The sequence below is a fragment of the Alteromonas sp. AWQ4_252 genome (assembly GCF_056158205.1).
Map to the genome: position 1 here is coordinate 3,832,955 of NZ_JBSWSV010000001.1, position 20,428 is coordinate 3,853,382.

Genomic DNA, 20,428 nt, shown 5'->3' on the forward strand with positions numbered 1-20,428 from the left:
ACCTGAAGCAACGCTTGCTTTAAGGTATAATGATAAAAAAATAGTTTTTCGTTTTCTTTAGTGCTTTTACATCAGGACAGCAAGAACAGTCACAGCACTCGGCTGGGCTGTTATTCGTCTAAACAAAAATTGGTAATGGCATGAAACTAAAACGCTTTTTTCTTCCTTTATTTATCGCGCTTTTCACGTTCGACACGTTAGCGTGTCAATTTCACGAAGTAAGTGACAGTAAAATTCCTCAGTTCCCCCCTCTTTCGCCAGCTCTACACCCTGTTATGCTGCAACATTTTAGTCCGCCGGAAACTGCGCCAATAGAGGTGGCATTAACTGCATCATCCGGGCCTTCATCTTCAGAGTCAGTACTGACTCTCCGTTATCGGGTCCACCCAGATTATCACAATGTTAAGGCTGACATCATTAGTGGCCGGGGTGTAGAAGTAAAGGGGCGTTCAAGTTTATATTTAACTCGTTTAGCGGGTGATAAAACTTTGACTCTCAAGGCTGCAAACACTGAAAAAGCCTATGTACGTGTAAGAGTTTCCGCAGTAAGGCATGGTTTGCCCATAATTGTTGAAAAAAGAATTGCTGTTATGGCGGGATAAAATAAAAATTGGTTAACTTTTGGCTGTAAGGAACATTTCACCCGTAACAGCCAATATTCCGATTGTTCATATAGCGCAAGCTATTCATAATGGTGAAAAGCCCAGGCCATATGACAGAACATTTCTCCAATGGACAGTAAAGAACCTCAAAGCAAAAAAATTCTTGTACTTTATGCTCACCCTTCCCCTTCCCGCTCGGAGGTAAATGTACCGCTATTTCGCGATGCCAAGGAACAGCCCAATGTTACTGTAATCGACCTATATGCCGAATACCCAGATTTCAACATTGATATCGACAAAGAGCAACAACGTTTACTGGCCCATGATGTCATCATATTTTTATTCCCCTTGTACTGGTATTCCACACCGGCATTGCTCAAAGAATGGCAAGATCTGGTACTCGAATACGGGTTCGCATATGGCGACAACGGCACAGCACTCAAAGGCAAGCGCTTTTTTTGTGCATTATCTGCTGGTGGCCGGGAAGAAGCTTATCAAACGGATGGTTTCAATCACTTTACCTTAAATCAGCTATTGCAGCCCTTAGAACAAATGGCCAGTCTTACCGGTATGATCTACCTTGGCCCATTCGCTATTTTTGGCTCGAGAACAGCGAAAGAAGAACAGCGCATACAGTCACATCGGCAAAAATGGCGTCGTTTATTGCAAAAACTAGCCGACAACACACTGGATACCAATGAGGCCCAAAATTGTGAAAACCTCGCCAATTGCCCATCTATTGCAGGAGAAATAGAATGACAGGTTACTTTCTTCAAGCCTTCATTTATCTCGTTGCCGCAGTAATTGCCGTTCCCATTGCCAAGAGACTGGGTTTAGGGTCGGTACTAGGTTATCTGATAGCAGGTGTCGCTATTGGCCCGGTGTTAGGTTTAGTTGGCGACGAAACGACTACTATCCAACATTTCGCTGAATTTGGCGTAGTAATGATGCTTTTTTTAGTTGGGTTGGAATTAGAACCCAAGTCACTATGGGCAATGAAAGGCAAGCTACTTGGTCTGGGCGGATTGCAATTGCTACTTACCACAGTATTGATTATGGGCGTTGCGTTACTTTTAGGGCAGCCATTCTCTATTTCATTGACAATCGGTTTGATCTTCGCGTTATCTTCTACTGCCATTGTGTTGCAAACTTTTCAGGAAAAAGGGCTACAGCAAACAGAAGGAGGCAAAAGCGCTTTTTCCGTATTGTTGTTTCAAGACATAGCGGTTATTCCCATGCTCGCACTCATTCCGCTTCTGGCCATACCGGAGCTCGCTGCACAAGTGAAACAGGGAGGAGCTGACCATCATGATAACTACAGCCTTGTTTCCGGGTTACCCGCCTGGCTATACGGCCTTGTAATCATTGCCTCCGTTGCTGCCGTTACGGTGGGTGGGCATTTCCTCAGTAGGCCACTTTTTAAGTTTGTTGCTTCCTCTGGCCTGCGGGAAATATTCACCGCAACTGCACTCATGTTAGTTATTGGTATCTCTGCCCTGATGGGCCTGGTGGGTTTATCTCCAGCTCTCGGAGCATTCCTTGCGGGCGTAGTGCTGGCAAACAGTGAATTCAGACACGAACTTGAAGCCAATATCGAACCGTTTAAAGGGCTACTTCTGGGGCTGTTCTTCATTACAGTCGGAGCAGGTGTAAACATTAGCGTGCTATCGGAAAACGCACTACTGATAATAGCACTAACCGTTGCTGTTATGTTGATAAAAGCTCTTGTTCTTTACGTTATTGCTATGATTTTTTCTCTCAGAGAGAGTAATAAATGGCTTCTGACACTAAGCCTTGCTCAAGCAGGTGAATTTGGATTTGTGCTATTGAGCTTTTCATCGCAAAATTTTGTGTTGCCACAAGATATCATTGCCATCTTATCTTTGGTGGTGGCGTTGTCTATGTTCCTGACGCCAGGGCTCTTTATTCTTTTCGATAAGGTCATTTTGCCAGCTTTCGAAAAACAATCGAACAACGAAGAGGCTGATACTATCAACGACAGTGGCTCAGTGATTATCGCAGGGATAGGAAGATTCGGACAAATCATTAATCGCTTGTTGCTCGCTAATAATTTTAAAACTGTGGTTCTGGATGTACGCTCAGCACAAATCGATTCAATGCGAAAAATTGGTACTCATTCCTACTTTGGAGATGCGTCTAAACCGGACATGCTTCATACTGCAGGCATTGAAGAAGCGTCGCTTATGGTAGTAGCCATAGATGACCGGGAAACCGCTATTGAAATGGTGAAGTATATAAGCCATACCTACCCACACATCCGTATCCTCGCAAGGGCGTTCGACCGCGGACACAGCTATCGTTTAAAACAAGCTGGCGCTCATGTTGTGGTGTCTGAAACTTATCACTCTGCATTGGAAATGGGAGCAGAAGCACTGCGGTCAATGGGGCTTCACCCTTTTCAGGTAGAACGCCAGAAAAGTGCTTACAAACACATTGAGAACAAACAGAACGACACCTTGTATCAGGCTTGGGCAGACGATGCCAGTGGCGAGCGTTTTGACAATAATTATTTGAAGCTATTCATCCAACTGGAATCACTCATCCAGGACGCATTGAATAAAGATCTCCATGACCACCACTCTCGTATGCGCGGATGGACGCCCCCGCCAAAAGGTTATGCAGACAAATTTGAAAAAGAGAAGCCCAAAAGTTGAAATGTATATACATTAGATATATATTGTATATCGGTAAACCGATAAGGCTGTTTCGGTGAGGGTATTAACGTTGGACAAAAAGAAGCCAAAGAAAAAAGATAGTCAGTTGATCATTCGCATTAATGGTCTGGAACGGGCGGAATTTGTAGACCTCTGTGAAGAGCTTGATACCAGTGCAGCCAGAGAAGTAAGGCGGTTTATACGCCAGTACATTGCTGAGCACAAGCCTAAATCATCGACCTAGATGATGTGCCACAATAATTGAAATATAATAGAAAAGGAGAGCCACCATGGCCAAAAAAGCAAAAGTCCTTAAGAAAGAAATTAAAGTCGCAAAAGCAAAAATTGCTAAGCAAGAAACAAAAGTGAAAAAGCTGAAGAAGAAACTTAAAAAAGCGAAGTAAGCGAGATCACTTTTGCTAAAAGCGCCTCTGTAATCAGGCGCTTTTTTTACGCCTGACATTTTTTGCTGCTATTTTCATAAACCGTTGAAACCTTGGACACTCCAGATGCGTAGGGGCAGAACATACCGCCGCATGGCGCAGACCGTCTCTCATAGCGGTAAGCTGTTGTATCGTTTTGTCCAGTGAGTCTGCTTTTTCCAGCAGTGCTTTCCGGTCTATTTCAAGCGAACTATCGCTCCCCAACAAGCTCCCAACTTCATCCAAAGTAAAACCTGAAGATCGACCTAACGCAATAAGTGACAACCGTTCTATTACCGACGGGTGAAATACTCTGCGAAGTCCATGCCGCCCCACAGAGGTGATAAGCCCTTTTTCTTCATAGTAACGGAGCGCGGATGCTGAAACACCCGTTTTTTTGGCTACTTCCGAAATATCCATCTTACTTCTTGACTTAAAGTTAGCTTGAAGTGGCAGACTATCAACACTGAAACTACAAATCAATGACGGAGTCAGACATGCAGCTTTACCTTACTGAAAGTATTCAATTAGGATTACTCGCAACACTGTGGATGGACATTCTGAGTTTTTGTACATCGCGACTCTCAGCTATCCCATTTCCAAATTATCCTATGGTAGGCCGATGGTTTGGTTATATAGGTCGCGGAACAATTTTACAACGTCATACTCCTTCAGCTGAAGCCATAGAAGGCGAAAAAGTTATAGGCTGGTTAGCTCACTACACAGTAGGGATTGGTTTTAGCTTGGTGTTCACGGCGCTATGTGGTGACACATGGCTTAAAAACCCCACACTGATACCTCCGCTTGTTATGGGGATGGTAACAGTGGTACTTCCCTACTTCATCATGCAGCCTTGTATGGGACTGGGCATAGCAGCGGCGAAAACACCACAACCAACAAAGGCGAGAATGCTAAGTTTTTACAATCATACCCTGTATGGTATTGGCTTGTATTTGGCGGGAAAAACCTTACAAATGGTGAGTTGAGTTCTGTGTTTACACTTTGCCAAAATAAGCTAAAGCATGCTCTGAATGTAGGTTAAGTTGTACTCGGTCTCCAGGTTGCACACTGACTTCGTGACTTACTCTGACCTTTAACTCCGAGCCGTTATCGAGCACAGCGCCACAAAGTCGGGACTCACCTTCGTAGCGACTCCATGTAATCTTTGCGTTTGTGACATCGCCGTTAGCATGCATTACCACGTCGTCAGGCCTGACCAGTACATCAACTTGTCGGCCCGAAGTATTCATGGCCTTACCTGGTGCATTTCCAATTTCCGTTTCGACTCTGTCGTTTACAACGCGCCCATCAACAAAACAAGCATCACCGAGAAAGCGAGCGACAAAACGGGAGCGAGGTTGCGAAAAACAAGCTTCGGGTGTATCAAGCTGCTCGAGCTCTCCGCCATTCAATACCCCAACCCGATCTCCTACCGACAGAGCCTCATCCTGATCATGGGTGACCCAAATGGCTGGTACGCCTGCAGTTTTAAGCGCATCGCGTATTTCCCAGCGCAATGTATCTTTCATGGCCGCGTCCAAGTTTGAAAGTGGTTCATCTAATAACACGAATGCGGGTTGATGGGCTAGCGTTCTTGCGAGTGCGACCCGCTGTTTTTGACCACCGGATAAACTCGCCGGTTTCGCTTTTTTAAAATCCTTTAGCCCCAGTAACGACAGCCAGTGATCTGATAATTTCGTATCTTTTAGTCTAAAACAAACGTTTTGCTCAACGGTGAGGTGAGGAAAAAGTGCAAAATCCTGAAAAACCATACCCACATTACGCTTTTCAGGTGGGACGTTTTTTGTAGCTGTAGATGTCCATTCGCCCAGGGAAATCTGCCCTTCTGATATTGGAATGAGCCCGGCTAATGCCTGAAGAATCGTGGTTTTACCACAGCCTGTGGGCCCAACCAACATGAGGATTTCACTTTCGCCCAGTTCCAAACTCAGTTTACTAACAACCCTGGTAGACCCATAATCTACTGACAAATTACTGACTTTAAGCATTAACGGCGATTATCCTCACTGATTGAAAATTCGGCACGGCGCTCTCCTGAAAGCATAATAATTAAACCTAACCCGGAAAGCACTACCAGTAACAAACCCGGCACGGCTGCACGGCCAAAATATCCGGCTTCGTATACCCGCCACAAATACGTAGCCAGGGTTTCAAAACCCGTGGGCCCTAGCATCAATGTCGCTGGTAACTCCCGCATAGCTTCAAGAAAGACAAGTGCAGCACCAGCAATCATACCACGCATAGTAAGGGGTAACGTAACCCGCATAAACGCCTCTTTCGGAGACGCGCCTAATACACGCGCCGCTTTGACTAGCCCGGCCTCCTGGTTCTCCGCAGTGCTACGTATAGAGCCTACCGCAAGAGGTAAAAATCGCAATACATAAGCAATAACCAGTAGTGCCAGCGTCTGATACAACACAGTGACTTGCAGCCCAAGGTAAACCAACGCCGTTCCCATTACGATGCCAGGCACACCAAACCCAAAATACGTAATACGCTCCATAAATTTACCCGCTTTACCAGCAATGGCGGCATGAGCCACCGGCACAGCAAGTACTACGGCAGCAACAGCGGCCAACATAGAGGCATAGGCAGAGTTCCAGGCGTATTCGATGTCAAACCCTGCAGCACCTTCGCGGGCCAGCCAGAGAACAAATACTGCCAGGGGAAGGACAATCGCTAACAAGATTACTGGCATTGCAATAATGAGGAAGCTTGCATTTAACCATGACGGCAGCCAAATACTCAGGTGTTTACCTGGCCTTTCTTTATCTCCCCCCATTCGAGACTCAATAACAAGCACCAGCACTACCACTAACATCAATTGCAACGAAAGCATGGCGGCCTGGCTGAGACCGAACGCGTTATATTCAACAAATATAACCCGGGTAAATGTATCAAACCCCATGATAGCTGGTGTACCAAAATCAGATAACGCATACAGTGCAGCCAATAGCGAGCCGGCAGCGATACTGTTTACAACCCGAGGCAATACAACCCGCCAGATACTGCTCATCAAGCTAAGTCCGAGGGTTCTTGCTGCATTGACCAAGCTAGCATCCAGGCTCAAAAGAGCTGCCCGTGTTGTCATCATCACGAAGGGATAAGTATATAAAGTCATTACCAGCGACGCCCCCCACAAACCTTCGAGAGGTGGCGTTGTAACCCCAATGGTGTTTTCTATTTCACCACCTGTACCAAAGGCATAGTAAAGGGTAAACGCCCCCAAATAACTAGGTAACGCCAGGGGAGCAGCAAAAAGCACTAACCAAAACCGCTTAAGAGGAAGGTTTACGTAAGCAGTAAAAAGGGCCAATGGAACACCGATGAACACGGAACCTACCACGGTGAAAAACATTAATGTGAGGGTATTCCACAACACCTGCATGTTGCGAGGGTCGAAAAAAGACGCGCTTTCGGACGCAAGTGAAAACAATACGCCAATAGGCAACAATGCCAGTAACGCAATGAAAAATGCAAAAGGATAAGATTTAGGCAAATTTGTCACAGAACGCCGACTTTCCGCATTAAATCTAGAGTAGGTCGGAAATCCGCCAATTTTCGCAAGTCCAGCTCCGGGGGTGACAACTCCGACAGTGGCGCTAATCCCGCCGGGGGCGTGACACCGTTTACTAACGGGATTTCATAGGCCTCAGACGCCAGGTAGGACTGCACTTCTCTGGACAGTAAGTAACGAATGAAATTGACGGGTAAGTCGCCGTCGCTTAGCGCCACAATGCCAGAAGCATTTACTAAACAACCTGCATCATTCTTACTGTAAGCAAGATCAACACTGGCATTGGGCTTTCCGGATTTCAATCGCAGTGTGTAATAGTGATTGGCAAAACCCACATCGACTTCGCCCCGCTCAACACCCATGACTACGCCTAGTTCACCCGCGTATTTCTTTGCTTTACCATTGATACCTTTAAGCCAGTTTGCCGTTGCTTTTTCGCCTTCAAGCAAACGCATTGCGGTGACAAAAGATTGGAACGAAGAGTACGCTGGTGCCCATCCCAGTCTTAAATCAGTATCGGGAAGCGCCATCACGCTATCTGGAATTTGTTGTGCCGACACGTGATTTGTATTAAATGGTAACGTACGAACACGGCCGGTTACCGGAGACCATTTTGGATACTTAAAACCAGGCTTGAGCTGTGCAATCAAATCTGCCGGAAGTGTTTTTCCCATTCCCGCTTCAGTGATCATGCCGATAGAACCTGTGTCTACAGCCCAGAAAAGATCGGCTCGCTTCACGCCAGCCTTGGCTTCTGCAACTAACGTGTTCGCCAGAGCAGCTGTACCACCCCTGCGAATTTGTAATTTTAGTGCCGGATTTCTCTGTTTAATTGCATCAAGAACATTTTCATACAGGCCGCCTTCTCCCCTACCGAGATACATAGTAAGACTTCCCTTCAATTCAGGTAAATCTTCCACAGAAACAGATGATGCGGTGGTTTGCGACGCAAAGGTAAACCCGCCAGGAAGAGCAATACCTGCTGACAACCCCGACATGGCCAGGCCCTGAATAAATGTTCTACGATGCATTACTTCAAATTCCTTAGAAGACGCTTTTACGGCGCTTCTCTGCTTCCGCCAGTAATTGGCTGGCCTGATCAAGCTTAACCTGCATGGATTCAACCACTTCACGTACTGCATCAACGCCCTTATCAGCACTGATAGTTTGAGGCAAGGTTACGTTAAAGTCTTTTTCCAGGTCTTCCACCAGTGCAGCGTTTTGCTCAATTAACGCGCCCTCGATACCTTCAAATCGTTGTAGGTAGGTATCGTGAACCAGCGTTGTTGCTACTTCTGAGAGTTGCTCTGCGTATTTAGCAACGACTCTGTCCAGGCGTTTTTTAATATCTTCAACCACTTCCGGACCTGTCGTTGGCTCAACTTCGGTGGTTTGAATTTTGGCAATCAGGCCTTTTTTCTGATATTGGGACGCAAGTTTAACGGCCCCCAGACCTTGCCACAAGGCCTGATTGAGTTTCATTTGCTCTTCGCGAACAACATCAACTTTCTCGCCCTTGTCGATGGCTTGCTTTACACCATAAATGCCCTGCCAAATCGACGCATATACCGGCACATACTGAGTTTCTATTGCAGAGTGAAAGTCAACTTCCTCCCAGTATTCAATCATCACATTGGTATCTACTTTCCCCTGCTCTTCATAGGTATCCACCACTGCACCAAACTTAGTTGTTAACCAGTGTACTTCTTCATTATATTCATCCAGATGAGCGTGCAGGTTGTTGACCTGATCAGTAATTACACCATTTGCAAAGGACTGCGCACTAAACAGCCCGGTTGATATAGCCAGGACAACCAATAGATTACGATGTTTTTTAAAAGTAAAAGTCATTATTATTTCCAATGTGAGGAAGATTTCAGTAAATGATACTTATTATCATTAATACTGTAAATATACGCCCAACCAAAGTAGTAGAAAACCCACGCCGGTTAAACCCTCGCTAACGCGAGACCAACGACTGTGAACTGATGTATTTTTCAACTAATAATCTGACAAATTGCTGACAGTCTTTTGCGGTACTCGGATCATACTCACCGTGGTTTGTGATGTTGTTAGATAGAATTCGCACGCCAAGGAATGGCACTCCATAAGCGTGGGCAATTTGTGCCGCTGATGCTGTTTCCATCTCTTCAACACTGGTTTGCAAATTATCATGAAGCCAGCGAATGCGATCAATTTCATTATTCCAAAAGTTACCGCTACCTATCACGCCTTTAACCACTTTACCGCGCTGATGGGCTGATTTAATCGACAACGCTAAGTTGATGAGGGTGGGATCTCCGCTGTAGAAGCCACTTTTTCTGCATCTTTTGCAGCCTCGCCCTCCCCAGCACTGCCCTCAGAGGCCATAATGTCCATTGGTAACCAATCCAGCGGCTCGCTTCCCTCGCCAGCCTTGCGATGAGGAGCTTTAAAATTAGCAGCATTCACGCTCTTTTCACCCAGTACAATGTCGCCTACCTGAAGGGAAGGATCGTGCCCACCTGAGGTGCCCTGGTTTATAATTACAGCTGGCCTGAAACGTTCAATGCCCACCGCCGTTGCTGCCGCTGTATTTTCCAGCCCTTTACCAGTTTTAACTACCACAACCGGGTAGCCTTTCAATGTACCAGAATAGAATACCGCGTTTCCCGTTACTTCCAGCTTCACGTTGCTAAGCAATGACGCAAAATACTCTGCTTCGATCGGCATCGGTCCCTGGATCATGACAGGCATTGCGCTGCCCTTACTGGCAGGGACAGTAACGGAATTAAAATCTTTCGCGCTCGCTCCATACCCTCCTAATACACCCCAGGCAACAGCTAGTAACTGAATTATCTTTCTCATGAATAGAACGCCTTCCAATCTTGTATAACTGAAACAATGTATGCAGAGAAGCCAACTACCAATAGTTACACAGAAACTCACTCAGAGGAATGGGCAAACCTCTATACAAGCGCAGTCATTAAGGGAAATTAATCAGAGAAAGAAGCCGGCGACGATTGCCACCGGCTGGATATTGCAAATCAGATAGTTACTTCAGCGTTATGGCCAGAAGTGCTGTGAAGACCTTTTACCATGTCAAGCACAGGGGTATCATTGTACAAATTCTGAGTGAATTTCACATATTCACTGACAAAAGATTCATTGGCAACCAAATCACCGAACACGGTTTTGAGCGCCAAAAACGCAGTGGGATTAGCTCCACCAGCAGAAGCGGCTTGATGAAGTGCATCGGCCAGAACATCGTCAATCTGTAATGGCATACCATCTTGTGACTTGTGTTTATCAGAGTAGTAGCACCAACATGCCAGCGTGAATGCGGCGATGCTGATGTCCCCTTTGTTCTTTAGGTTATCCAAAACCGTCGGTAACAAGAACACAGGTATTTTCGCACTACTTTGCGAACATATTCTGGCAAGAGAATCTTTAATATAGGGGTTAGAAAAACGACTAAGCAATTCATCGCGATAGTCCAAAACATCGATACCTGCTACTTCGTCCAGTTGCGGCATCACTTCATTTGTCATGAATGCAGACAGTAACTCCCTCATCCCTTTACCTTCCATAGCAGAATGAATACTGTCAAACCCTGCCAAAGAGCCAACTAAACCCAGTACTGAATGCCCGGCGTTAAGCATGCGAAGTTTGAGCTTTTCGTAAGGAGCAACGTCATCGACAATCTGCGCCCCAACACTGGCCCAATCCGGCCTGTCATTGCAGAATTTGTCTTCTATAATCCACTGGTGAAATGGCTCACATACCACCGGCCAGTTATCAGTCAAACCCAATCCTGCCACAATACCCTTGTCTGCATCCGTCGTAGCGGGTGTAATGCGATCGACCATAGAGTTGGGAAAATCCACATGCTCTTCAACCCACTCTGCGAGCACGACGTCGCTAAGACGAATAAAGGAAAGCAGCATTTTCTTGGCCATATCACCATTGTGCTGAATATTATCGCAGGACATAACCGTAAAAGGTTTAATACCAGCCTCACGACGCTTTTTCAGGGCCGCGGTCAAAAAGCCAAAAACCGTTGTAGGCGTTTGAGGCTGAGCAATATCTTTTAGAATATCCGGGTTCTCAGCGACAAAATTACCGGTAGATGGGTCAATGTTGTAACCACCTTCAGTAATGGTCAGAGACACTATTTTGGTTTGCTCATCAGCCATCTTGTCAATCACGATGGCTGGATTATCCTGAGCGATGAGGAACTCTCTCAGCGCACCAATAACATTGGCTTTAAGGCTGCCATTGGCATGCTTTTCCACCAAAGTATAGAGATAGTCTTGCCCTTCCAGTGCAGATTTCATTAAGCGATCATTTTCACGAAGACCAACCCCACAAATGCCCCAGCGAAGGTCGCCGGTTTGTGCCATATAGTTATTTACATACATGGCTTCGTGAGAACGATGGAATCCACCTACCCCTACGTGAACAATACCTGTTGTGACCGCATCAATATCATATCCTGGAGCGGAAACTAGATTAGATAACTGTTCTAGTTGCGCGCGCCCTAGCGGCACGGTTTTTGAAGTTTGCATAATAAACCCTTAAGCAACGAGCGCTTTCTGGCGACGCATGGCCCAGTAAGCGGAAATAAAATAAACAAGCGTGCAAGCGAAACCAATATTAAAGAACTGTTCGCGATTCATTTCATACACAGCAATGTCCGGACTCATTAAGAAGGTGTTGCCCGCTAGCAGTACGGTAACTGCCAGGCTACCCCACGAGATAACCCTTAGCATTCTGGATATTGCTGAAGTATCTTCCTGATGAGGCGGTAAGTTTGCAGCCTGAGCACTTTGGTAGGCTTCCACTTCATTATCAAAGGCAACACTTTGTGCTTTTTCCTCTACGAAGTCTTGCTTCGCACCGTATTTTGCAGCCAGTACGGTATATACGGCTATGGTAAAGAACCACGTGGGTATGAACAGGTAATAAAACGAAATGACATCAAGGGCGTTAAGTCCAAACCCAAACACAAGTCCCAGGCCCCAACTGGCTACGGCTGGCGTACTGTGTTTTAACTGCTTGTAATGTGCCCAGTAACGGGTGTAACCAATTTTGGGGAAAATAACGTGCTCTGCAAAGACGATGGCGCCTACGGGAACAACCAATAAGCCGGCATAGGTAAGCAATGGTAACAATTTGGTAAACACAAACGGAAAACAAGCAATGCATACCGTAACGGCACCAACTATTGCTGTGGTAGTGTTGCGGGATTTGTCCTTAAACACCGCTTGTGCTGCAAGACCTGCGCGATACAGATTGGCATTCGCCGTAGTCCAGCCAGCCACGATAACAATTACAAGCCCTGATAAACCCAAAGCATGGAATGCTACGTCACCTGGATCGAGTTGGACGATGGATTTTTGTACGATAACTGCAGTACCTGCACCCATAATACCGGCCGAGATCCAGGCGATATAGTGTCCGAACAACATACCTGCGGATGTACATAAACCGTAGCGTTTACGCTTGGCATAACGCAAAAGTGCCATGTCTATCAAACCAAAATGGGTAATTGTATTTGCCGCCCAAGAGAAGCCTATAACTTCCAGAAGACCAATACCTGGCTCGCCACTTTGTGTTAAACCAGTCCAAACTGAAGTACTGCCGATTTCCATAAAGGACTGCCAGCTTGACACAAAGGTATCGCCAATCACTGCATTAGCTAATACTGGCATGAGTACTAACGGACCACTAATAAACATGGTAAACAACCATGGAGCACAGATCCGGGAGAAGTCTGACACGGCATTGAAGCCATACATGGCCACCACGACAACGATGACACCTACTGCGGCCACCACGCCAACAAATGCTGCATTTGTTGGATACCAATTCAACTGGGCTGGAATATCAAGGGCAAACCTAACCGCAGTCGCAGATACTGTAATCATGGCAGCAGAAATAACGGTAAATATGATGACGTTTGCCCAGTTATACAACTTGGTCATCGAGTCACCAGCAATTTTCTGCAGGTAAGTATAAAGGCTAAGGCGTGTTTCTACTGCGATAGGCGTTGTGATAAGCGTCCAGCTCAATACGGCCAGAAGATTTCCCACCAGTAATCCTATGAGAATATCTGACATGGTCGCGCCCAGCGCAACAAAGGTGGCACCGAATACAAATTCCGTTGCGGCGACGTGCTCCCCTGCATACAGCCCGGCAAAATGCTTCCACCCTTTTAACTGATGCTTAGCAACGGGAAGTTGCTCATCACTGATCCCTGATAAATCGACTTGTCCTGATGTTTGTTTCATTGGCTTCTCACTCGATAATGACATCTAATGCGCTGATTTCTTCAACGCCCGATGCTTCTCTGGCTCAAACAGAGCGGACTCTCACTAGTCATTGTTAAAGACCAACCCGCATTAGAGCATGTGCCCTGTTAATGAATAATTGCTCACACAGATGGATAATTACATAACTTCAAAAATTTGTAAACAAAGTTAAGCAGTGAAATCACAAAATTTATACAGCCTCGTTCACATTGATTTTTCATAAGAGTACGTTGTTGCAATAGAAAACAAGGAAAAATCTGCGTAATATCAATACTGTAAAAACAAGTGAGTTATAAACATGATTGCGCCTGTAAACTTAGTAATTTTTGATTGTGATGGAGTGTTAATAGACAGTGAAGTATTGTCTATGGAAACATGGAAACTTTTGCTTTCTGAACAGGGTGTTACACTCACCAAGAACTATTTTACCAATAAGTTTCTGGGAAAAAGTATGGCCCACGTTGTTACAACGATAAAAGCTGACTTCAACATTTCGCTCAGTGAGTCAGACTTGTCCCGGTTCAATCAGCTACTTTCAGAGGCTTTTACGTCTTCTTTACGCCCTATGAAAGGTGTGAGAAATATTTTAACGACGCTCAAGGTGCCTTTTTGTTTGGCAACCAGCAGTTCACCACAGCGAACTGAACATGCGCTTAACTGCACAGGTCTTACACCGTTTTTTATTAACAACCGATTTACACGCTCAATGGTAGAACGCGGCAAACCTGCACCTGATCTCTTTCTGCTGGCGGCACAAACTATGGAGGTCAAAAGGGAAGAATGTTTGGTGATTGAAGATTCAGAAGCGGGTTTGCAAGCAGCTGATGCAGCAGGCATGCGCGCATTGCGTTTTGTTGGTGGCAGCCACTTTGATACGCCCTCTTCTTGCGACGAAACGGTCATTGCAAGTTGGGAAACGTTCAGAGAAGAGTACGCTGAACTTTTTAAAAAGTAATAAGCGTTATCAGTGAGACAAACGCCCGACCAGACATAATGTCCAGGCCAGGCATCAGAAACAGTATGATATCAGGATGTTATGGCCGCGAGCGCGTCGTCGATATCTTTAGCACTATGGCGATTGGGAACCTGGCCTTCGTCGCCCCAGGTACGATTTACAATACGACCCCGTTTTACTGCCGGACGATCTTCTACTCGTTTTGCCCACGCCACTAAATTGGTGTACTCATGTACTTGCAGAAACGTTGCTGCGTCGTACAGGTTCCCCAAAACCAGATTACCGTACCAGGGCCAAATGGCGATATCGGCAATACTGTATTCGTCTCCGGCCATATAGGTATGCGTCGATAGATGCTTATCCAGCACATCCAGTTGACGTTTCGTCTCCATGGTAAACCTGTTGATGGAATAGGCCATAGGGTATGGTGCGTAACTGTAAAAGTGGCCGAAGCCGCCACCTAGAAACGGGGCTGAGCCCATTTGCCAGAACAGCCAGTTGTAGCATGCCACTTTTCCCTCATGGGAGGAGGGAATAAGTACATTAAACTTATCTGCCAGATACCGCAGAATAGCGCCTGATTCAAACAGTTTTGTTTCAGGGGACGTGGTTGTATCAACCATGGCGGGAATTTTCGAGTTTGGATTGACGTCCACAAACCCAGAGGAAAACTGATCACCCTCGCCAATATTAATAAGCCAGGCGTCGTATTGTGCTTCTTCTATACCCAACGCCAACAGTTCTTCTAGCATAATAGTGACTTTTTGACCGTTTGGCGTAGCCAATGAATAAAGTTGTAAACCATGCTCACCCACTGGTCTGTTTTTTTCGTGAGTAGCGCCAGACACTGGGCGGTTGATACTGGCCCATTTGTTTCCGTCATCTTCTGGTTGAGACCAAACTTCGGGTGGTGTGTACTTTTCCTGTTCTGACATAATTGCCTCGTTAGGTTATTCGCTAATCAAGAGAGTTGTGCGCAACAATGAATAATACAAGGCCATATCACCCGGTCTAAGACAGACGGCAGTGATTTGCGATAATTTACGGGTATTGCTTCTCCTCATCACGCTTACCGCTATCACCATAGCCGGTGGCATTTTCAATGCGTTGTTGAATAAGTGGATGAGATTGAAACCACGATAACTCTCCTTCACCCTCGTCAGCCATTAATGAAGCGAGCTTTTCCATAGCCTGAGCAAATGCAACAGGGTCGCGATGGGTTTCTTGAAGTTTTGTCAAAGCGAAGTTATCCGCTTCCCACTCATGGGCCTGTGAAAATTTATTGTGGATCACGCTTGAACCGACACCAAAAAAGGTCTCTACAGCACCAGATAAATCGCCAAAAAAAATACTAATCCCCAAAGTAGCAAACAAAGATTCCGCCACTAACTGCATGGAGTGATTGTTCTCTACATGACCAATTTCGTGAAGTAATATCGCGTCTAACAAGGTTTGTTTTTCCTCAACGAGTTCAACTAACTGATCAGTAAAAACAATCGTACCATCGGGCAACGCAAACGCATTAGGCCCCATGGTGTCTGAATGACGAAACAACACTGTAAACTTCTCATGCTCAGTGCGGATCTCCTTGAATACCTCGTTAAACCCCTGCTCTATAGACAGCCGGGTTTCTTTTGGCAGTTCACTCGGCGATAACATACTGTAATCCAAGGCGCTTAGCGTTTGCCCTGAGGCCACGATTTTTACGCTCATGGGAACATATGCGGCGAAATGCACTGCAGTTGCAGGGATAAGTTTACCAAAGACCAGATATAGCAAAAGCGGCACTGCTATTAAGCTGATCCAGAGTACCCTCCGGTTGTTCTCTAATAACGAGAGACGGCCGCCTTTATTGCCGTCCAACCACGAATCCAGCGAGGAAGTGCTCGGGATAACGAGCAGCCTGCCATCATCAAGGGTTATTTCCCGGGGCAAGGTGCCCAACTTTGATTTAACCGTGAGTGCGTCCCGGCGAAAGATGAGTTGTTCCTCACCTTCCGTAACAATCAGACTGTGATTGTCGATAAAACAGGTCACATCACTATGCTGTGACGAGCCCGACTGAAAAAGCTGCCCGTCCATGTTTAACTACCCAAGCGCAATATCAACATCGAACAAGGTCGCAGCTTCATCGCCGAGTGCCCCTTGGGTATCAGTATTGGTATCTACTACATCCTGAATCCCGTCTAGCACGATAACCCGAGTTGCATGGGCATAAAACATCGCTGTTCTCACTTTTACCCAGGGTATTGCAAAACCCAATGAGCAAACGATGGCTAACACATTTGTCATTCGCAACCAAATTAACGCTTTTACTCCCACCTGTGATTCAAATCTCGCCACATCAGCAAGCTCGGTTACAGCGAACATATGATTACGGATACGGGCAGCATAAAAACCTGACGACACAGCAAAAGCAATGAGGTATACGGCAAACATAAGCATCATCACTGCACTCATGAACTGAGGATTTTCGGCCACAAGAATACTCAGGCCGATAATAACTATACCTCCCGCCATGAAAATGCCCATAGCAATGGCAGCAGCACCAATGCCCGTCCCGAAATATTCCGCGGTACTCAACTTGGGCTGGAATTTTCTATCTCCGAAACTTGTTTCTGAGAGGATAAATTCGTCAATTTTCTTAAGCACAATGGGCAAAATAGTATAAAGCGTGAACACGCTTGCAAATGGAAGTACAACGAAAACCAGGAATGCACGACCGTATCTACCTTCGAATCGAAAGCGTACGTTGCGGTATGCGGTCATTCTCATTTTAAAGCGATAACTCATCACCACAAAAAAAGGCGTTAACACCACCAACAACAATGCAAAAATGGCTCCCGCCAGAGGATTTAACGAACTGGCTACAAAGTAGACTGCGAACAATGCAACGGCAATGGCACGGCCAATGAGTATCTGCAGTGGTTCGGCTAAATAAGAAAAGCGGTGGCCGTCAATGTCAGTATTTCCGTAGAAATACCGGTTGGTTCTCACTTTTGCCCAAGCTGAATAGACACCCAGAGTAACAATGGTCAGTAGCAGGTTCACTATCCATATAGAGAAATACTCCCTGGTATTGCCATGAAAGCGTACCTGCACACTTTTCCCCTGTTCTGTTACTGGGGTTTTACTACGATCGGTCGATGGTTGATGCTCTGCGTCTGCAATTAGCTTGTCAAGAATCGTGGCCCTTTCAGGGTGCGATATAATGTCCAGGTCTGCTCTTGCCTGTTTTAATTCTTCCAGTGAATACTGTGAATAGTCTATTGATGAATCCATGTGCCCTCTAACTACTTGGTAATCCGTTTACTGCACGACACTACGTGCATACTGTTTGACATTACCGAAAAGGTTTTGTGTCAGCAAGCTTTTTGTCTTATACAACAGCCACCTGCATTTACCAACTGGTTTGTCCAGTTAAAATAGAATAGACTGGCGCACTTAAAAGCAAACACGTTGAATGCTTATTTTTTAGCAGCACTATGAACAGTAAAAAACCAAAGCAACATTCTTTATTCGTTAATGACGCTCACCATCAACTTCATTTACGTCACATTTGGCATGATGAAAATGGGCCGCCGGTTCTCATGATCCACGGTGTAATCGAAAACGGTAAGATTTTCTATACCGAAAATGGGAAAGGTCTGGCTTGCTTTTTGGCCGCTAATGGTTTTAACGTGTTTGTGGCCGATATGCGTGGCAGAGGAAAAAGCTCGCCTTCCATCGCTGATGATCCAAACCACGACCAACACGATCAAATCACCCGAGATATTCCATGCTTTATCAATTATGTCGCAGATCGTACCGGCCAACCTGTACACGTAATTGCACATTCATGGGGAGGCGTATTATTGGCATCGTCTCTTGCACGCTTCCCCGAATTGTGTGCACGCATAGCTAGCCAAATATGTTTTGGAACAAAACGTAGTGTTCGGGTGCAAAACCCGGAGAAGTGGTTCAAGGTTGATTTAATCTGGAAAACCTTATGCCCGATTATTGCTAAGCAAAAGGGTTTCCTGCCTGCAGCTAACCTAAAAATTGGTTCAGATGACGAAACCTATGGATCATTATCTCAAGGTATGAATTGGGTGCGAAAAAAACCTTGGGTCGACGCCAAAGACCACTTTAATTATGCGCAAGCAGCGAAACATACTAGCTGGCCGGCAACCTGGCATATTGCTGCTACTAACGATTACGCTCTCGGCCACCCAAATGATGTACGCGATTTTATAGCTGAATCAGTAGGGCCAACAGCCCACTTCACTGTTTTAAGTAAAGCGAATGGCAATAAGTATAACTATGATCATATCAACATGCTCACCCACCCACTTGCCGTGAAAGATCACTTTCCGTCCGTGGTGAACTGGCTGCACAAACGTACCCAAAAGATCAACACCTGCTAGTTCTGATTTGAAACACGGCTGTATACCTGTAACCTCAGGTAGCAAGCCACTAAGGTTTGCTTTCCACGTGCTTATCAAAAGTATACTGCTTGTGGAAATAGCTCAGTATTAAAAATAGCAACCCCGTCTGTAAGTCATCACTGAACATCACACGTTCACTTCCGACAAAGAGATGATAAACAGCCTGAACAAAAAATATTGCCGCTGCAATCTGGTAGCCTGTAACCATGTGCTTTCCTAACATATTGTTTTTCCAAGGGCAAAAAAGGCTACTTCCGTAGCCTTACGCATTAATACCGGTACCAGTGATTTTGGTTGGTATTGCCATATTGTGCATGAATACGGTCGTTGGCGTTTCCTACTTGAGCAAAAAAGCGTCCTAGATCGTAAAACAAACCTGCACCGTGCACTTGTTCAATTTCACTTTTAGTTAATTGCTTCATTGTTACGTCTCCTTATGGTCGTTTCCGATTTTCCATGTAACCTTTGACAAAATCGTAACCCGCATCAGCCACAGCGATACCGACGGCAATATGCGCCCAGATACCACCACTGACTTGCTGGATTTCAGACGTTGATAAATCCTTCATCTCAATTTCTCCTTGGTTAATGATTGATTCAACATTGAATCGAGACCAACAATATCCCATGCAGCAAAAAATTATACTGTACCTGCTACCAGTTTTAATCTGCTGTGGGCATCAGTTCATTTTGTCCATCATGGCAGACAAGTTCGCCATAATGGAAGTCGCGCCCCCCTGACTCCAACCTCCGTCCACAGGTAAAATAGCACCGGATATATAGCTTGATTGTGGCGCACTCAACATTGCCGCAGCGTTCGCAATGTCATCGACGGTTCCCTGTCGGCCAAGAGGTACAGAAAGGCGTACCCCCTCTTGCATCTCTGCGGTAGGTGCCAGTCTGTCCATACCCTCGGTACCGTCAATTGGGCCTGGCACAATCGAGTTAACTCTTATCCCGTCTTGGCCCCACTCGATGGCCAGTGTTCTGGTGACCATGTCCACGCCGGCTTTAGCAGAACAAACATGGGCCTGATGGCTCATCGGTAAAAACGCTTGAGGCGCAGAAATATTGATAACACTTGCGCCGGGCTTTTTAAGATAACCGTGACTGGCTTTCATAACGTGAAAAGTACCGAGCAAATCAATTTCCAGCACAGAACGAATGGCATTTGCAGACATCTGATTAACTCTTGCAGGAAAATTACCCGCTGCCCCAGAAATCAATATATCAATATCACCACCAAAAAATTCACTCACAGCCGCAAAGCCAGCTTCCACATCTTCAGCGTTGCGAACGTCAAATGTGGTGCCATAAGCGTCTGCGCCTAAAGACTGTAAATGCGCCACAGCGGCATCAACTTTTTCTTGCTTTCTGGACGCAACCGCAACTTTTGCCCCCCATCGGGCGAAACCGGCTGCAACACCCAGATTGATGCCACTTGTGCCACCAACTACAAATACGTGTTTTCCAGAAAAATCGAAGGTTGCACTCATCTATTCAACTCCTGTTTCAA

General features: G+C 45.8%; 23 protein-coding genes. 7 read left to right on the forward strand and 16 right to left on the reverse strand.

Features of this window, described 5'->3' with window-relative positions:
• The first annotated feature begins 140 nt into the window (after nucleotides 1-140).
• The 4 genes from ACXACM_RS16840 (at nucleotide 141) to ACXACM_RS16855 (ending at nucleotide 3,521) form a co-directional block, all read left to right on the forward strand.
• Nucleotides 141-602 (forward strand): hypothetical protein, encoded by a 462-nt coding sequence (locus ACXACM_RS16840; RefSeq protein ID WP_474823186.1) that lies wholly within the window; start codon nucleotides 141-143, stop codon nucleotides 600-602.
• Nucleotides 603-731: 129 nt separating this feature from the next.
• The gene (locus ACXACM_RS16845; protein WP_474823187.1) at nucleotides 732-1,361 is read left to right on the forward strand and encodes an NAD(P)H-dependent oxidoreductase; all 630 of its coding nucleotides are present in this window, start codon (nucleotides 732-734) and stop codon (nucleotides 1,359-1,361) included.
• The gene (locus ACXACM_RS16850) at nucleotides 1,358-3,277 is read left to right on the forward strand and encodes a monovalent cation:proton antiporter-2 (CPA2) family protein (RefSeq protein WP_474823189.1); all 1,920 of its coding nucleotides are present in this window, start codon (nucleotides 1,358-1,360) and stop codon (nucleotides 3,275-3,277) included. Before ACXACM_RS16845 ends, ACXACM_RS16850 begins: the two co-directional genes overlap by 4 nt.
• Before the next feature lie 70 nt (nucleotides 3,278-3,347).
• Nucleotides 3,348-3,521 (forward strand): hypothetical protein, encoded by a 174-nt coding sequence (locus ACXACM_RS16855; RefSeq protein ID WP_474824404.1) that lies wholly within the window; start codon nucleotides 3,348-3,350, stop codon nucleotides 3,519-3,521.
• Nucleotides 3,522-3,714: 193 nt separating this feature from the next.
• On the opposite strand, the gene ACXACM_RS16860 is transcribed toward ACXACM_RS16855, so the two are convergent.
• Nucleotides 3,715-4,119 (reverse strand): helix-turn-helix domain-containing protein, encoded by a 405-nt coding sequence (locus tag ACXACM_RS16860; RefSeq protein WP_474823190.1) that lies wholly within the window; start codon nucleotides 4,117-4,119, stop codon nucleotides 3,715-3,717.
• A 77-nt stretch (nucleotides 4,120-4,196) separates the two neighbouring features.
• Here ACXACM_RS16860 and ACXACM_RS16865 point away from each other — a divergent pair, with 77 nt between their 5' ends.
• Nucleotides 4,197-4,685, forward strand: a complete 489-nt coding sequence (locus tag ACXACM_RS16865) for a DUF2938 domain-containing protein (RefSeq protein WP_474823191.1) — start codon at nucleotides 4,197-4,199, stop codon at nucleotides 4,683-4,685.
• Between the two features lie 9 nt (nucleotides 4,686-4,694).
• On the opposite strand, the gene ACXACM_RS16870 is transcribed toward ACXACM_RS16865, so the two are convergent.
• From ACXACM_RS16870 to ACXACM_RS16905, 8 genes are all read right to left on the reverse strand, one after another.
• On the reverse strand, nucleotides 4,695-5,708 hold the full coding sequence (locus ACXACM_RS16870; protein ID WP_474823193.1) for an ABC transporter ATP-binding protein: 1,014 nt from the start codon (nucleotides 5,706-5,708) through the stop codon (nucleotides 4,695-4,697).
• The gene (locus ACXACM_RS16875; protein WP_474823194.1) at nucleotides 5,708-7,228 is read right to left on the reverse strand and encodes an ABC transporter permease; all 1,521 of its coding nucleotides are present in this window, start codon (nucleotides 7,226-7,228) and stop codon (nucleotides 5,708-5,710) included. The genes ACXACM_RS16870 and ACXACM_RS16875 overlap by 1 nt, the downstream gene beginning before the upstream one ends.
• A complete protein-coding gene (locus tag ACXACM_RS16880) occupies nucleotides 7,225-8,268 on the reverse strand; it encodes a substrate-binding domain-containing protein (RefSeq protein WP_474823195.1) in 1,044 nt (347 codons plus the stop codon). Before ACXACM_RS16880 ends, ACXACM_RS16875 begins: the two co-directional genes overlap by 4 nt.
• A 13-nt stretch (nucleotides 8,269-8,281) precedes the next feature.
• Entirely contained in the window at nucleotides 8,282-9,088 is an 807-nt protein-coding gene (locus ACXACM_RS16885; RefSeq protein WP_474823196.1) for a hypothetical protein, read from the reverse strand.
• A gap of 109 nt (nucleotides 9,089-9,197) precedes the next feature.
• Nucleotides 9,198-9,512 (reverse strand): phosphorylase family protein, encoded by a 315-nt coding sequence (locus ACXACM_RS16890; protein WP_474823197.1) that lies wholly within the window; start codon nucleotides 9,510-9,512, stop codon nucleotides 9,198-9,200.
• A 2-nt stretch (nucleotides 9,513-9,514) separates the two neighbouring features.
• A complete protein-coding gene (locus tag ACXACM_RS16895) occupies nucleotides 9,515-10,084 on the reverse strand; it encodes a 5'-methylthioadenosine/S-adenosylhomocysteine nucleosidase (RefSeq protein WP_474823199.1) in 570 nt (189 codons plus the stop codon).
• A gap of 179 nt (nucleotides 10,085-10,263) precedes the next feature.
• Complete coding sequence (locus ACXACM_RS16900; protein ID WP_474823200.1) at nucleotides 10,264-11,784, reverse strand: mannitol dehydrogenase family protein; 1,521 nt, start codon at nucleotides 11,782-11,784, stop codon at nucleotides 10,264-10,266.
• Nucleotides 11,785-11,793: 9 nt separating this feature from the next.
• Nucleotides 11,794-13,509: a purine-cytosine permease family protein gene (locus ACXACM_RS16905; protein ID WP_474823201.1), complete on the reverse strand. Its 1,716-nt coding sequence runs from the start codon at nucleotides 13,507-13,509 to the stop codon at nucleotides 11,794-11,796.
• 319 nt (nucleotides 13,510-13,828) lie between these two features.
• On the opposite strand from ACXACM_RS16905, the gene ACXACM_RS16910 reads away from it, so the two are divergent.
• A complete protein-coding gene (locus ACXACM_RS16910) occupies nucleotides 13,829-14,485 on the forward strand; it encodes an HAD family hydrolase (RefSeq protein WP_474823203.1) in 657 nt (218 codons plus the stop codon).
• A 71-nt stretch (nucleotides 14,486-14,556) separates the two neighbouring features.
• Here the strand turns inward: ACXACM_RS16910 and yghU are convergent, their stop codons facing one another.
• The 3 genes from yghU to ACXACM_RS16925 all read right to left on the reverse strand — a co-directional run bounded on the left by yghU (nucleotide 14,557) and on the right by ACXACM_RS16925 (nucleotide 17,767).
• On the reverse strand, nucleotides 14,557-15,420 hold the full coding sequence (yghU, locus tag ACXACM_RS16915) for a glutathione-dependent disulfide-bond oxidoreductase (protein ID WP_474823204.1): 864 nt from the start codon (nucleotides 15,418-15,420) through the stop codon (nucleotides 14,557-14,559).
• Between the two features lie 106 nt (nucleotides 15,421-15,526).
• Nucleotides 15,527-16,567: a M48 family metallopeptidase gene (locus ACXACM_RS16920; protein ID WP_474823205.1), complete on the reverse strand. Its 1,041-nt coding sequence runs from the start codon at nucleotides 16,565-16,567 to the stop codon at nucleotides 15,527-15,529.
• Between the two features lie 6 nt (nucleotides 16,568-16,573).
• Complete coding sequence (locus tag ACXACM_RS16925; RefSeq protein WP_474823207.1) at nucleotides 16,574-17,767, reverse strand: YjgN family protein; 1,194 nt, start codon at nucleotides 17,765-17,767, stop codon at nucleotides 16,574-16,576.
• A gap of 203 nt (nucleotides 17,768-17,970) precedes the next feature.
• On the opposite strand from ACXACM_RS16925, the gene ACXACM_RS16930 reads away from it, so the two are divergent.
• Nucleotides 17,971-18,891 (forward strand): alpha/beta fold hydrolase, encoded by a 921-nt coding sequence (locus tag ACXACM_RS16930; protein WP_474823208.1) that lies wholly within the window; start codon nucleotides 17,971-17,973, stop codon nucleotides 18,889-18,891.
• A gap of 49 nt (nucleotides 18,892-18,940) precedes the next feature.
• Here ACXACM_RS16930 and ACXACM_RS16935 read toward each other — a convergent pair whose 3' ends face one another.
• From ACXACM_RS16935 to ACXACM_RS16950, 4 genes are all read right to left on the reverse strand, one after another.
• Nucleotides 18,941-19,135 (reverse strand): hypothetical protein, encoded by a 195-nt coding sequence (locus ACXACM_RS16935; protein ID WP_474823209.1) that lies wholly within the window; start codon nucleotides 19,133-19,135, stop codon nucleotides 18,941-18,943.
• A gap of 46 nt (nucleotides 19,136-19,181) precedes the next feature.
• Entirely contained in the window at nucleotides 19,182-19,334 is a 153-nt protein-coding gene (locus ACXACM_RS16940; RefSeq protein ID WP_474823211.1) for a hypothetical protein, read from the reverse strand.
• A 12-nt stretch (nucleotides 19,335-19,346) separates the two neighbouring features.
• Nucleotides 19,347-19,481, reverse strand: coding sequence for a class IIb bacteriocin, lactobin A/cerein 7B family (locus ACXACM_RS16945; protein WP_474823212.1), 135 nt, complete (start codon nucleotides 19,479-19,481; stop codon nucleotides 19,347-19,349).
• 111 nt (nucleotides 19,482-19,592) lie between these two features.
• Nucleotides 19,593-20,408: an SDR family oxidoreductase gene (locus tag ACXACM_RS16950; protein WP_474823213.1), complete on the reverse strand. Its 816-nt coding sequence runs from the start codon at nucleotides 20,406-20,408 to the stop codon at nucleotides 19,593-19,595.
• Between the last annotated feature and the right edge of the window lie 20 nt (nucleotides 20,409-20,428).

Excerpts from the sequence above, each read along its gene's own strand:
- ACXACM_RS16840 (WP_474823186.1), top strand. The coding sequence starts at position 141 with ATGAAACTAAAACGCTTTTTTCTTCCTTTATTTATCGCGCTTTTCACG.
- ACXACM_RS16845 (WP_474823187.1), top strand. The coding sequence starts at position 732 with ATGGACAGTAAAGAACCTCAAAGCAAAAAAATTCTTGTACTTTATGCT.
- ACXACM_RS16850 (WP_474823189.1), top strand. The coding sequence starts at position 1,358 with ATGACAGGTTACTTTCTTCAAGCCTTCATTTATCTCGTTGCCGCAGTA.
- ACXACM_RS16860 (WP_474823190.1), bottom strand. The coding sequence starts at position 4,119 with ATGGATATTTCGGAAGTAGCCAAAAAAACGGGTGTTTCAGCATCCGCG.
- ACXACM_RS16865 (WP_474823191.1), top strand. The coding sequence starts at position 4,197 with ATGCAGCTTTACCTTACTGAAAGTATTCAATTAGGATTACTCGCAACA.
- ACXACM_RS16870 (WP_474823193.1), bottom strand. The coding sequence starts at position 5,708 with ATGCTTAAAGTCAGTAATTTGTCAGTAGATTATGGGTCTACCAGGGTT.
- ACXACM_RS16880 (WP_474823195.1), bottom strand. The coding sequence starts at position 8,268 with ATGCATCGTAGAACATTTATTCAGGGCCTGGCCATGTCGGGGTTGTCA.
- ACXACM_RS16885 (WP_474823196.1), bottom strand. The coding sequence starts at position 9,088 with ATGACTTTTACTTTTAAAAAACATCGTAATCTATTGGTTGTCCTGGCT.
- ACXACM_RS16895 (WP_474823199.1), bottom strand. The coding sequence starts at position 10,084 with ATGAGAAAGATAATTCAGTTACTAGCTGTTGCCTGGGGTGTATTAGGA.
- ACXACM_RS16900 (WP_474823200.1), bottom strand. The coding sequence starts at position 11,784 with ATGCAAACTTCAAAAACCGTGCCGCTAGGGCGCGCGCAACTAGAACAG.
- ACXACM_RS16905 (WP_474823201.1), bottom strand. The coding sequence starts at position 13,509 with ATGAAACAAACATCAGGACAAGTCGATTTATCAGGGATCAGTGATGAG.
- ACXACM_RS16910 (WP_474823203.1), top strand. The coding sequence starts at position 13,829 with ATGATTGCGCCTGTAAACTTAGTAATTTTTGATTGTGATGGAGTGTTA.
- yghU (WP_474823204.1), bottom strand. The coding sequence starts at position 15,420 with ATGTCAGAACAGGAAAAGTACACACCACCCGAAGTTTGGTCTCAACCA.
- ACXACM_RS16920 (WP_474823205.1), bottom strand. The coding sequence starts at position 16,567 with ATGGACGGGCAGCTTTTTCAGTCGGGCTCGTCACAGCATAGTGATGTG.
- ACXACM_RS16925 (WP_474823207.1), bottom strand. The coding sequence starts at position 17,767 with ATGGATTCATCAATAGACTATTCACAGTATTCACTGGAAGAATTAAAA.
- ACXACM_RS16930 (WP_474823208.1), top strand. The coding sequence starts at position 17,971 with ATGAACAGTAAAAAACCAAAGCAACATTCTTTATTCGTTAATGACGCT.
- ACXACM_RS16935 (WP_474823209.1), bottom strand. The coding sequence starts at position 19,135 with ATGTTAGGAAAGCACATGGTTACAGGCTACCAGATTGCAGCGGCAATA.
- ACXACM_RS16940 (WP_474823211.1), bottom strand. The coding sequence starts at position 19,334 with ATGAAGCAATTAACTAAAAGTGAAATTGAACAAGTGCACGGTGCAGGT.
- ACXACM_RS16945 (WP_474823212.1), bottom strand. The coding sequence starts at position 19,481 with ATGAAGGATTTATCAACGTCTGAAATCCAGCAAGTCAGTGGTGGTATC.
- ACXACM_RS16950 (WP_474823213.1), bottom strand. The coding sequence starts at position 20,408 with ATGAGTGCAACCTTCGATTTTTCTGGAAAACACGTATTTGTAGTTGGT.